2 protein-coding genes are annotated in these 14,431 nt (G+C 69.7%); both read left to right on the top strand.

Going from position 1 to position 14,431, the window contains the following annotated elements; translation table 11 throughout:
* Positions 1-189 precede the first annotated feature (189 nt).
* Entirely contained in the window at positions 190-11,043 is a 10,854-nt protein-coding gene (locus tag AC06FP_RS04300; RefSeq protein ID WP_478074751.1) for an SdrD B-like domain-containing protein, read from the top strand.
* A complete protein-coding gene (locus tag AC06FP_RS04295) occupies positions 11,040-14,423 on the top strand; it encodes a hypothetical protein (RefSeq protein ID WP_478074621.1) in 3,384 nt (1,127 codons plus the stop codon). The genes AC06FP_RS04300 and AC06FP_RS04295 overlap by 4 nt, the downstream gene beginning before the upstream one ends.
* The last annotated feature ends 8 nt before the right edge of the window (positions 14,424-14,431 follow it).

Genomic DNA, 14,431 nt, shown 5'->3' with positions numbered 1-14,431 from the left:
CAGGGCCCGGTCCTCCGCAGGCCGGGTGGGGCGCAACAGCTGCAAGGCAGGGGAAAACCCGTGTACCAATCACACGATCAGGCCGGTCGCGCGACGTCGTCGCGCACGCATGCAAATGGATTCGCAGGCGCGGCGCGCGCAATCGCGCGCAGGCTGCTGACGGCGCTGCTGGTTCTGCCCTTGCCGCTGATGGCGGCGGATCTGCAGGTCACCACCTTCAACGACACGGGGTACGACCCGGTGCCGGCAGGCACCCGCGTGCGCTACCAGGTCAGCGTCACCAACGGCTCCAACGACAACGCCACCGGCACGGTGACGATCTTCGACCTGCCGGCAGGCACCACCCTGGCCGCCCCCATCCAGAATGGCTGCAGCGTGGCCGGCGTCGCAGCGTCGGGCACGACCCGCGTGGTCTGCACCAACCCGACGCTCAACGTGAACAACACGGGCACCACGCCTTACGCGTTCAACCTGTGGGTTTCCACCGCCGGCAGCGAGCCGGCCATCATCACGCTGGATGCCGCCATCGGCTATGCCGCGGCCCAGCCGGGCGTGGACACGCCGATCAGCAGCCTGACCGCCGCCGATCCGTTCTACGGCGCCGACACCAACAAGACCAACAACCGCGCCACCCAGACCACCACGCTGGAGGCGGCCAGCGACCTCGAACTGTCCAAGACCGCTACGCCGGACCCGGTGATCGGGGGCGGTGAAGTCACCTATAAGCTGACGGTCAAGAACAACGGGCCCAGCGCGGCCACCGGTTTCACGGTGACCGATACCCTGCCGGCCAATGTGACGCTGGTGGCGGGCAGCGCCAACGGACCCAACTGGGCGTTCAACGGCGCCAACGCCACCTACAACGGCACCCTGGCCAATGGCGCCACGGCCAGCTACGAGTTCCGCGCCAAGGTGGGCGTCGGCAGCGGCACCATCACCAACGGCGCCAATGTCAGTGGCGGCGGCACCCCGGACCCGCTGCCGGACAACAACACCGCCACCGTCAGTACCCAGGTGACCGCCGGTGCCGACATGCGGATCACCAAGACGGTCAATCCGGCGCCGGCATCGGCCGGGCAGAACGTGACGTTCACCCTGCGCCCGCGCAACGACGGCCCCAGCGCCGCGGCCGGCGTCACCGTCACCGACGACCTGCCGGAAGGCTTCGTGGTCCAGGGCACCCCGACCGCCACGGGCTGGACCTGCACCGTCAGCAACCTGGACGCCACCCACCAGCGCGTGAGCTGCACCCGCAGCGGCAGCATGGCGAGCGGCGTCGAGGAAAGCATCCCGGTGACGGCGGCGATACCGTCCACCGGGCCGAACAGCAGCGGCACGGTCACCAACACCGCGCAGGTGGCGTCGACCACGCCCGATCCGGATACCAGCAACAACACCGGTCCGGTGTCGTTCACCGTGCTGCCCGACGGCGCCGACCTGCAGATGAGCAAGTTGAAGTCGCCCGCGCTGGTACCGACCTATGCCGGCGGCAACCGTCTGGACAGCCTGATGACCTCGACGATGGGGGTGCAGAATCTCGGCCCGCGCACCGTCACCGGCCAGCTGCAGGTGGTCGATACCCTGGCCCTGGGCGAGGAATGGGTGGATACCTCCGGCAACCCGATCGCGCCGGGGACGCCGGTCGTGGTGGGAACCGGGAGCAACGCCTGGAGCTGTACGGTGAACCAGGCATGGAATGGCACCACGGCGCAGCGCGTTACCTGCGACCTGCAGGCCGGCGGCTATCCGGTGCCTGTGACCGGCGGCAACACGCGCAACCTGGTGTTGAACACGCTGGCGCGCGCGGCGGGCGCCACCCTGACCAACACGGCCTGCACCGGCGGCAGCGGCGGCTCGCTGGAGCCGCTGACCGGCGGCGGCATCAATCTCGACCCGGTCACCAGCAACGACTGCACCGGCGGCAGCGCGCGGGCCACCACCCAGCGCGCCGACCTGGGCATCACCAAATCGGCCACCACGCCGCTCGGCGGCGACAAGGTGCTGACCACGGCCGAGAGCTACGTGACCTACACCCTGGTCATCAGCAACAGCGGCGACCCGACCACCGGCGTGGTGGTGAATGATCCGATCCCGGGCTTCATCAACGGCGTCACCACGGTCAGCAATGTCACCGGCCTGCCCACCGGTTGGACGCAAAACCTCACCGGCGGCACCCTGGTCATCCGCTCCAACAGCGCCGCCCTGTCCAGCGGCGCGCCCGCCACCATCAGCTTCCGCGTCAATCGCGGCATGATCGACAGCCTGTCGGGCTCGGCGGGCACCTGTGGCGGCGGCGCCATGCCTGCCGGCAGCTGGTGCAACACCGCAGGCGTCGCCATTGATGCCGGCGTCGCCGGTTCGATCGGCGAAACCAACTTCGCCAACAACCAGGCCTCGGACTGGGTGCAGGTGCATCCAGTGGCGGACATGGCCACCACCGCCAAGAACATCACCTCCGGCACTCCGGGGCGTGCCGGCGTGGAAACCACCTACGTCATCAGCTACCAGAACAAGGGGCCGTCGCAGGTGACCGACGTGGTCTTCCGCGACACCTTCACCCTGCCGGCCGGTGATGCGGGCTTCGTGCTGCTCTCGGCGGTGCGCAGCGGCAGCGGCAGTACCACCTGCAGCGTGCAGCTGCCGCTGGCCGCGGGCATCACCACAACGTCGGCGCCAGGCGGAACGTCCTATGCCAATACCGGCGCCAGCGACGCGCCGCTGGTCATCACCTGCCCGGTGCTGGCCAGCATGGCCAGGAACAACTCGCAGAGCATGACGGTCAAGATCCGTCCGAACGTCAACGCCACCAATACCGGCCGCACCTTCCAGAACACCGGCGACTTCTACTTCGACTTCAACGGCGACGGCACGCCCGATGCCACGTCCGGCACCCTGCCGGGCGGGCAGACCTACGACTACAACAGCGATCCCAGCAACGACAGCAAGAACGCCACGCTGAACTTCGATGCCGGTGCTGTGGACCTGATCATCAACAAGGTCGACCAGGGTTTCACCGGCGCGGTCGATCCGCTGGGCTACGACTCGCGCCCGGGCATGGAGCAGAACAACTACATCTACTACCAGCTCAACGTCCGCAACAACGGCCCGTCGCTGGCGACCGGCACCACCATCACCGACACCCTCACCCCGCCGCGGCCCGACGTGGAGGTGACCTTCATCGGTACCCGCACCGGTACCGCCACCGCGATGACCGGTCCGCTGGTGACCGCCGCCGATCCGGCCAGCCCCTGCGCGCTTGCCGGCGGCAGCAGCAACCCCACCGTCGGCGCGCCGCAGGTGCTGACCTGCACCATGCCCGGCGTGGGCACCGCGCCGCTGCAGCCGGGCGTGATCGCCAACGGCCAGACCAGCTACCTGTACCTGGTCTACGAGTACGGCAACTCGCCGGAAGCCAATGGCGACACGCTGTCCAACGCGGTCACCGTGGCGTCGAGCGAAGCCGAGACCAACGTCGGCAACAACAGCGCCAGCGAAACCACCACCATCCGCATCCGCGCCGACCTGGAGATGAGCAAGACGGCGGTGATCGACCAGCCGCAGCTCGATCCGGCGCAGCCGCTGCCGGCCGACGCAGCGGCGGTGAGCCTGTACCAGCCGTTCTGGTACGTGCTGGAAGTCGACAACCGCGGGCCGGGCCACAGCCTGTCGCGCGACCGCAGCGGCACCAACCCGGTCAACGGCGATGGCGTGGTCGTCACCGACACCCTGCCCGCCGGGCTGGAAGTGCGTGGCGGCGCGGGCGCCATCCTGTGGCAGAAGATCGGCAGCACCACCGACCCGGACGTGGTCACCACCGGCACCGGCAGCTGCGCGCTGAACGGCAGCACCGTGAGCTGCCACATGGGCGACCTGGCGCTGGACGGCCGGACCCGCATCCTGGTCCCGGTGCGCTGGACGGCGATGCCGGCGACCAATCCGACGCTCAACACCGCCGAGGTCAAGAGCGAGCAGTACGACCCGGATCCGAACAACGACAAGAGCACCAAGACGGTCGAGGTGAAGAAGTCCTCGCTGGCCGGCACGGTGTTCGAGGACAGCGACCGCAGCGGCGCCAACGGCGGCATCAAGCAGGCCGCCGAGCCGGGCATTTCCGGGGTCAAGGTGCGCCTGAGCGGCACCGACGCCTATGGCAATGCGCTGGGCGGCGCCACCGGCTACATCGAAACCACCACCGATGCCAGCGGCAACTACCGCTTCGACAATCTGCCCCCGTCCGACGCGGACGGCTACACGCTGACCCAGATCCAGCCGGCGACCCATGTCAACGGCCCGGTGAATCCGCCGACCGCCGGTGGCGACGCGCCCTCCGTGGGCGGCAGCTTCGACGCCGTTACCCCGGTCAAGACCGCGGATTCGACCTACAGCGGCATCCCGCTGCCGGCCGATACCGCCGCCGTGCGCTACAACTTCCCCGAAGTGCGGCGCCCGTCGCTGTCCGGTTTCGTCTACGTGGACAGCAACTACAACAACGTGCGCGACGCGGGCGACGGCGCCATCGCCGGCGCCACCGTGGAACTGCTGGATGCGGCCGACGGCACGGTGGTCGCCAGCGTTACCACCACCGCCTCGGGCCAGTACACCTTCACCGACCTCGATCCGCTGCTGACCTACATCCTGCGCGAAGTGCTGCCGGGCACCGGCGAGTACCGCAACCGCCCGACCGCGGTGAACGTGGGCAGCAATGGCGGCGGCACGGTGGTGGCCGAGGACGCGACCACCGACCGCATCGAGGGCATCGACCTGTCCTCCGGCCTGGACGGCGCCAACTACAACTTCGGCGAGGATGCCGTGGCCGGCATTTCCGGTACGGTCTACCTGGACCGCAACGGCAACGGCGGGTTCGACACGGGCGACGCCAGCGGTCCCGATGGCGCCAACTCGCAGCCCAACGGCGGCCTGCAGGGCGTGACCGTGGCGCTGCAGGGCGCCGGTGCGGATGGCATCTTCGGCACCGCCGACGACCCGGCCCCGGTATCGGTGCAGACCGATGGCAACGGCCATTACCAGTTCGAAAATCTGACCGTCGGCCAGAAGTACCGCATCGTCGAAACCCAGCCGGCGGGCTATGCCAATGCCGCGGAGAACCCCGGCAATACGATCGACATCGCCGCGCTGCCGGCCACCGGCTCGGCCAACAACAACTTCGGCGAGAAGCTGGGCGCGCTGTCGGGCGAGGTCTACGAAGACTTCTCGGCCACCGCGGCGAACAACAACAACGGCGTGCACGACGCTGGCGAGAACCCGATCGCCAACGTGACGCTGACGCTCAGCGGCACCGACGTCAATGGTGCGGCGGTCAACCGCACCACCACCACCGACGCCAACGGCGCGTATCGCTTCGGCGACCTGCTGGAAGGCAGCTACACCATCACCCAGACCCAGCCGGCCGGTTACATCGACGGCAAGCACGCCGTCGGCAACGCGGCCACGCCGGGCAACAACACCACGGCCAACGTGCTGGGCGGCATCGGCCTGGCCGCCGGCGAGGACGCCACCGGCTACCTGTTCGGCGAGCTGAAGAGCGCACCGCTCAGCGGCACCGTGTACCTGGACCGCGACGACAACGGCGACTTCGATCCCGCCACCGACGCCCCGATCGGCGGCGTCACCATCGTGATCGAGGAGGAGACCGCGCCAGGCGTGTGGACACAGGTGCACACCCAGCAGACCGGCAGCGATGGCGGCTACAGCTACCCGGATGCGGCCATCGGCCACACCTACCGCATCACCCAGACCCAGCCGACCGGCCTGGCCGACGGCAAGGAGAATGGAAGCGCCAGCGCCACGACCAATGTGGTGACCATCACCAACCTGCCGGCGGGTGGTTCGACCGGCAACGACTTCGGCGAACTGGCCGCGTCGCTGTCGGGCGTGGTGTACCTGGACAGCAACAACAACGGCATCCAGGACGCCGGCGAACCGGGCCTGCCCGGCGTGCAGGTGGAACTGCCGGCCGGCACGCGCGATGCGCTGGGCAACGTGGTGACCGCGGCGACCACCGACGGCGACGGCCGCTACGTGTTCAACGACCTGCTGGAAGGCACCTATGCGGTGACCGAGCAGGCCGCGCAGCCGGTGTACAACGGCACCACCACCCACAACGGCATCACCACCGCCGGCAGCACCGGCGGCACGGCGACGGCGGTGGACACGCTGCCGAGCGCGATCGGCGGTATCCCGCTGGCCGCCGGCGGCAAGTCGGAGAACAACAACTTCGGCGAGATCCTGGTCTCGGCCATCACCGGCACGGTCTATGTGGACCGCAACGGCAACGGCGGCTTCGATGCCGGCGATGCCGGCGGCGACAACAGCGCGGCCAACGGCGGCCTGGAAGGCGTCGAGGTGATCCTCTACGACGCCGCCAACAACGAGGTGGCGCGTACCCGTACCGACGCGCAGGGCGGCTACGCCTTCGCCGACCTGCTGGTGGGCGCGGACTACCGCGTCGTCGAGGTGCAGCCGGCCGGCTATGCCAATGCCGGCGAGAATCCCGGCAACGAGATCACGGTGACGGCGCTGCCCCTGGCCGGCTCGGCCAACAACAACTTCGGCGAGAAGCTGGGCGCGCTGTCGGGCGAGGTCTACGAGGACTTCTCGGCCACCGCGGCGAACAACAACAACGGCGTGCACGACGCTGGCGAGAACCCGATCGCGAACGTGACGCTGACGCTCAGCGGCACCGACGTCAATGGCGCGGCGGTCAACCGCACGACCACCACCGACGCCAACGGCGCCTATCGCTTCGGCGACCTGCTGGAAGGCAGCTACACCATCACCCAGACCCAGCCGGCCGCCTACATCGACGGCAAGCACGCCGTCGGCAACGCGACCACGCCGGGCAACAACACCACGGCCAACGTGCTGGGCGGCATCGGCCTGGCCGCTGGCGAGGACGCCACCGGCTACCTGTTCGGCGAGCTGGCCAATGCGCCCATCAACGGCACGGTCTACCTGGACCGCAACGACGATGGCGACATGGACGCTGGCGATGCCGGCATCGCCGGCGTGGAAATCGTCATCACCAGCCCGGGCGCGGACGGCATCGCCGGTACTCCCGACGACGTCGAGGTGAGGCTCACCACCGACGCCAACGGCAATTACAGCTACCCCGATGCGGTGGCGGGCGTCGATTACACGATCACCCAGACCCAGCCGACCGGCCTGGCCAACGGCAGGGAGCACACCGGCAACGTCATCCAGATCACCAACCTGCCGGCGGGCGGTTCGACCGGCAACGACTTCGGCGAACTGGCCGCATCGCTGTCGGGCGTGGTGTACCTGGACAGCAACAACAACGGCGTCCAGGACGCCGGCGAACCGGGCCTGCCCGGCGTGCAGGTGCAACTGCCGGCCGGCACGCGCGATGCGCTGGGCAACGCGGTGACCGCGGCGACCACCGATGGCGATGGCCGCTACGTGTTCAACGACCTGCTGGAAGGCACCTATGCGGTGACCGAGCAGGCCGCGCAGCCGGTGTACAACGGCACCACCACCCACAACGGCATCACCACCGCCGGCAACACCGGCGGCACGGCGACGGCGGTGGACACGCTGCCGAGCGCGATCAGCGGCATCCCGCTGGCCGCCGGCGGCAGGTCGGAGAACAACAACTTCGGCGAGGTGCTGCCGGTTTCCGTCTCCGGCACGGTGTTCTTCGATGCCGACAACGACGGCGCCCAGTCCGGTGCCGCCGAGACGGGCATCGAGGGCGTGACCATCGAGCTGACCGGCACCGACGACACCGGCGCCACGGTCCGCCTCAGCACGCAGACCGACGCCCAGGGCCGCTTCAGCTTCGAGGGGCTGCGCCCGGGCCGCTACACGCTGACCGAACCCGAGCAGCCCGCCAATACCAGCAACGGCATCACCACCGCCGGCAGCGGCGGCGGCACCGCCACGCCGGTCAACACCGTGCCGAGCCGGATCAGCGACATCGACCTGTCGGTGCCGGGTACGTCCTCGGTGGACAACCTGTTCGGCGAGATCCCGCTCAACAGCGGCATCAGCGGCAAGGTGTGGATCGACCGCGACAACGACGGCGTGGTCGATCCGGACGAACCGGGCCTGCCGAACGTCACCGTCACCCTGACCGGCACCGACCTGGTCGGCAACCCGGTCACCCGCGAGGTGACCACCGATGCCGATGGCAACTACAGCTTCGACGAACTGCCGCCGGGCACCTACACGGTGACCGAGCCGCAGCAGCCGGCGGGTACCCATGACGGCAGGACCGTGCCGGGCTCGACTGGCGGTACCGGCACGCCCACCGGCACCACCCCGTCGCAGATCAAGGACATCACGCTCGGCGTGAACGAGCGCTCGGTGGACAACAACTTCGGTGAAATCCCGACCGGCACCATTTCCGGTCGGGTCTACAACGACAGCAACGACAACGGCGTGCCGGACGGCGAGGAGACCGGCTATGCCAATGTCACCGTGGTGCTGACCGGCACCGACGACCTGGGCAACCCGGTCGAGGTCACCGTCACCACCGACGCCGAAGGCCGCTACGCCTTCGAGAACCTGCGCCCGGGCACCTACACCGTGACCGAGCCGACCCAGCCGCCGCAGACGCTCAACGGCATCACCACCGCCGGCACCATCGGCGGCGCCACGGTCGGCACGGCCACCGGCAAGGACACCGTGCCGTCGGCGATCAGCGGCATCGTGCTGCCGGTCGGCGGCAAGTCGGTGGACAACAACTTCGGCGAGATCGGCGATTCGCCGGACATGCTGGTGAGCAAGTCCTCGGCCACGCCGAAGTTCACCGTCAACAACGTGGCGACCTACACCATCCGCGTGCGCAACGGCGGGCAGAAGGCCTCGTCCGGCGAGTACCTGGTGAAGGACCGCCTGCCGGTGGGCCTGACCCTGGCCGAAGTGCCGGCCGGCAACGGCTGGACCTGCACCGGCGCGGTAGGCGAAAGCCGCTTCGAATGCCGCAGCAGCGACGTGGTGGCTGCCGGCGCCACCTCGGCATCGGACATCACCGTGCGCGTGAACGTCTCCGAGGCGGCCGCGCAGGCGGGCACCGTCAACAACGCGGTCATGGTCGAAGGCGGCGGCGAGAACGAGTTCCGCACCCCGACCCCGGCCGAACGCGGCGCGTTCGAAGGCGACGTCACCGACCTGCCGGTCTGCGAGGCGGGCATCACCCGCAACGCCTGCCGCGTGCCCAACGAAGTGCAGCTGGCCGCCTCGGTCGGCGGCACCGTGTGGTTCGACGTCGGCAGCGAGGACACGCTGCTGGACGGCGGCGACCAGCGCCTGCAGAACTGGATCGTGGAACTGGTCGACCCGGCCACCGGCACGGTGCTCAAGACCACCACCACCGCCGCCGACGGAACCTACCGCTTCGGCGACGTGATCCCCGGCGTGAAGTGGAACATCCAGTTCCGCGACCCGAGCTCGGGCGTGCTGTGGGCATGGCCGGTCAACCGGGAAAGCGCCGCCGGCACCGGCGTGTCCTGCAACGCCGACGGCGCCATCGCCAACAACGGCGCCAGCGCCTGCCGCACCAGCGAGAACGGCGCCAGCCAGCTGCAGGTGGTGCTCAAGCCGGGCGAACACCTGCCGCAGCAGAGCCTGCCGGTGGATCCGTCGGGCGTGGTCTACGACGCCACCACCCGCGATCCGGTGCCGGGTTCCATCGTGACCCTGGAGCCGGTGGGCGTGTGCAACGGCTACGACCCGCTGAGCGCGATCCTCAACGCCGGCGCCGGTGGCTACACCGTCAACGGCAACGCGATCTCGATGACGGTCGGCAGCAACGGCTACTACCAGTTCGTGTTCGGTCCGGCCGCGCCGGCGCGCTGCGAGTTCCGCCTCACGGTGACGCCGCCGGGCGGCTACCAGTTCGTGTCGTCGATGATCCCGCCGCAGGGCGGCTCGCTGTCCCCGGCCGGCGCCGCGGGCAGCAGCCACCTGGTGCAGCCGCAGGCCACCGCGCCCACCGGCGCGGTCGGCACGCCGACCCAGTACTGGCTGACCCTGTTCGCCGGTTCGGCCACGGCCGGCATCGTCCACAACCACATCCCGCTGGATACCGCCGAGGCCACCGGCCTGGTCATCACCAAGACCGGCGACCGCCAGATCGCCGAGATCGGCGACACCGTGCAGTACACCATCACGGTACGGCAGACGGCCGGCAGCGCGCTGGCGACGGTGAACATCGTCGACACGCTGCCGCGCGGCTTCACCTACATCGAGGGCACCGCGCGCAGCGGCGGCCGCGCCCTGTCCGATCCGCTGGGCAGGCCCGGTCCGCGCCTGGGCTTCGACCTGGGCCCGATCGAGGTGGGCGGCCAGCTGGTGCTCACCTACCGCGTCCGCGTCGGCGTCGGCGCGCTGCAGGGCGACGGCATCAACCGCGCGCAGGCGCACGGCTGTTCGATCGCCGGCGGCTGCATCGATCCGGTGGGGTTGAACCCGCTGCCGGGCTCGATTCCGTCCAACCGCGCGCAGTACCGCGTGCGCGTCACCGGCGGCGTGTTCACCGACGAGGCCTGCGTGCTGGGCAAGGTGTTCGTGGACTGCAACAACAACCACGTGCAGGACGAGGAGGAGCTGGGCATCCCCGGGGTGCGCCTGTACTTCTCCGACGGCACCTGGCTGATCTCCGACTCGGAAGGCAAGTACAGCTACTGCGGCCTGCCGCCGAACAGCCACACGCTGAAGGTCGACCCGTCGACCCTGCCGGTCGGCTCGCGCCTGACCACCAGCAGCAACCGCAACCTGGGCGATGCCGACAGCCTGTTCCTGGACCTGAAGAACGGCGAGCTGCACCGCGCCGACTTCGTCGAGGGCAGCTGCGCCAACCCGGTGCTGGAGCAGGTCAAGGCACGCCGTACCCAGGGCGAGGTGCGCGCGCCGGAGAACGAGTCCGGCCAGTCGCAGCTGCGTTTCGAAAGCAAGCCGGTCCGTGCGCCGCAGCAGGCCACGGACTCGGCCAACCAGAGACCGATCGTGGAACCCAGACCCAACCCGCCCGCCGCATCGGCTTCGCAGGAGGTGCAGCCATGAGCCGCCGCCGCTCCCTGCGCGCGACGCCGCGCCTGAGCCTGCTGGCCTGCGCGCTGGCCACGGCCGCGATGCCGGCCCTTGCCCAGGACGTGGGCAGCAGCACCCGCTTCACCCCGGTGCTGGGCGATGCCAGCACCCTGTACCCGCGTTCGCCGGCAAGCGCCGACGCCGGGCCTGAAACGGTGGCGGCGCGTTCCGGCCAGGTCGACTACGCGCTCAACCGCGGCGTGGACCTGGTCCGCGTCGAGGTCGACCGCGACGGCGTGCCGGCCGACGGCCAGACGCCGGTGCACGTGCGCGTGCAGCTGCTCGATGGCGAGGGCAAACCGCTGTCCGGCACCTCCTACGCCACCATCGAGCACAGCGGCGGCCGCATCCGCCTGCCCGGTTCGCGCACCGACGAGTTCGGCCCCGGCGCCGCCGATGCCGACAGGGTCACCCCCGGCGTGCAGCTGGTGGTGAACGACGGCGTGGCCGAGTTCGACCTGCTGGCGCCGCACGAACCGCAGGACGTGGTGCTGCGCATCACCGCCGGCGGCCGCACCGCCGAGGGCGTGATCGGCTTCCTGCCGGAAATGCGCGAGCTGCTGGCCACCGGCCTGATCGAGGGCGTGGTCAACTTCCGCAACAAGTCCAACGCCGGGCTGATCTCGCCGGTGCAGCACCACGATGCCTTCGACCGCGACATCCGCCGCTGGGAGAAGCAGTTCAACAACGGCAAGGCCAATGCCGCCGCGCGCACCGCGTTCTTCGTCAAGGGCCGGATCAAGGGCGAATACCTGCTCACCGCCGCCTACGACTCGGACAAGGACGTGCGCGGCCGCCTGCTGCGCGACATCCAGCCGGAGGAGTTCTACCCGGTGTACGGCGATTCGTCGCTGCGCGGCTTCGACGCGCGCTCGGCCGAGCGCCTGTACGTGCGCATCGACAACAAGCGCAGCTACCTGCTGTACGGCGATTTCCAGACCGGCGACACCTTGGCCACGGCCACCGGCATCGGCGGCAGCGGGCCGATCCCGCAGCGCAGCCTGAGCACCTACAACCGCACCGCCACCGGCCTGGGCTGGCATTTCGAAAGCGAACGCGCGCGCGGCAACGTCTTCGCCATCGAGGACTCGCTGCGCCAGGTCATCGAGGAGTTCCGCAGCCAGGGCAGCGGCCCGTACGCGCTGCGCAACAACGCGGTGCTGGAAGGCAGCGAGCGCGTGGAAGTGATCGTGCGCGACCGCAACCAGCCCAGCCGCATCGTCTCGGTGCGCCCGCTGGCGCGGCTGGTGGACTACAGCTTCGAACCGTTCTCCGGGCGCATCCTGCTCAACCAGTTCATGCCGTCCTTCGACAGCGACCTCAACCCGGTGTCGCTGCGCATCACCTACGAGCTGGACCAGCAGACCGAGAAGTTCTGGGTGTTCGGCGCCGACGGCCAGTTCAAGCTGACCGACCGCCTGGAAGTGGGCGCCTCGGCGGTTGAAGACCGCAACCCCTATGCCGAGTTCCGCATGGGCAGCGTCAACGCCGGCTACCGTTTCGGCGAGAATACGATGCTGGTGGCCGAGTTCGCGCGCACCCGCAGCGAGGTCAACACCAGCTCGCTCAACCAGGTCACCTCGCAGGGGCTGAAGGACGTGGTCGGCGAGGTCGAGGGCGATGCCTGGCGCGTCGAGTTCGCGCACGACGGCGCCAAGCTCGACGCGCGCCTGTTCGCCGCGCGCACCGACCCGGCGTTCAACAACCCGGCCTCGCCGCTGTACGGCGGCCGCGGCGAATACAACGCGCGGCTGAGCTACGCGGTGGGCCCGCGCCTGGAGCTGTACGTCGAGGGCCTGCGCAGCGAGGACCGCAACCCCGATGGCGGCAAGCGCGATGCCGGCGGCGCCGGCGTGCGCGTGGGCGCCACCCAGCGGCTGACCCTGGACTTCGGCCTGCGCAGCATCCGCGAGACCATCGGCGTGACCTCGCCGTGGTCGATGGGCTCGCCGTTCGGCCAGGCCGGCGGCCTGACCGGCGGCTTCGCCACCGGCATGGGCGGCGGCGCGCTGGGCTACGGCCAGCAGGCGCTGGACCCGGCCACCGGGCTGATGGTCATCAACGGCTCGTCCTCGGGCAGCCCGATCACCAGCGACCTGCCGGTCGGCACGAAGCTGGAATCGGACAGCGCCCGCGTCGGCTTGGGCTACCGCTTCAGCGAGAAGTTCAGCGGCGGCGCCGAATACGAGCAGAGCGTCAGCGGCGAGGACCGCCACCGCGTCGCCGCCGGCGTGGACTACCAGGTGTTCGAGCGCAGCCGCCTGTACGGCCGCTACGAAAAGCAGACCGGCCTGACCAGCGCCTACGGCATCACCACCACCGACCGCGAGGCCGATGCGCTGGTGTTCGGCGTGGACAGCAGCTACCTGCGCGACACCCAGGCGTTCAGCGAATACCGGCTGCGCGATGCGATCAGCGGCCGCGACGTGCAGGCCGCCTCGGGCATCCGCAACAACTGGGACATCCGCGAGGGCCTGCGCCTGAGCAGTTCGGCCGAGCGGGTCAACGTGATCGCCGGCGACACCGGCGACAGCACCGGCCTGGCACTGGCGCTGGACTACAGCGCCAACCCGCTGTGGCGCGGCGCGGTGCGCGTGGAGCACCGCATCTCCGAGGACGTGGCGCACACCGAGGCCAACGAGGCGTTCGACACCACGCTGCTGCAGTTCATGGTGGCGCGCAAGCTCAGCCGCGACTGGACCCTGCTGGGCCGCAACTACCTGCTGGCGACCAACTACGAGGAACGCGGCGACGTCCTGCAGGACCGCTTCCAGCTGGGCCTGGCCTACCGCGACACCGACCGCAACCGGGTCAACGCGCTGATGCGCTACGAGTACAAGCTCGAGCGCGACGAAAGCGGGCTGACCCTGCTCGACGGCCAGGTGGTCAACGGCACCAGCCAGGACGTGCGCACCCGCGCCCACATCGTCTCCTCGCATGCCGACTGGCATCCGTCGCGGCCGTGGTGGCTGACCGGGCGCGTGGCCGGCAAGTGGCAGCGCGACCAGTTCGCCTACGGCGACGGCACGCGGGTCAACAGCAGCTTCCGCGCGATGCTGTTCTCCGGCCGCATCGTCTACGACATCACCGAGAACTGGGACATCGGCGTGCTCGGCTCCACCTTCCGCGGCCAGTCCGGCGCCAACCAGTACGCCTACGGCGTGGAAGTGGGCCGCCTGCTGCGGCAGAACCTGTGGTTGTCGGCCGGCTACAACTGGACCGGCTTCGAGGGCGACCGCGACCTCAACGGCTACGAGTACACCCAGCAGGGCCTGTTCCTGCGCCTGCGCTTCAAGTTCGACGAAGACCTTTTCCGCCGTGACCCGGTGCGCTACCGCGACCCGGCCCGCTGAGGACGACC

The organism is Stenotrophomonas sp. Steno-Z2 (genome assembly GCF_056393235.1).
The sequence above is the reverse complement of the archived record's forward strand: the minus strand, read 5'-3'. Positions and strand labels throughout refer to the sequence as shown.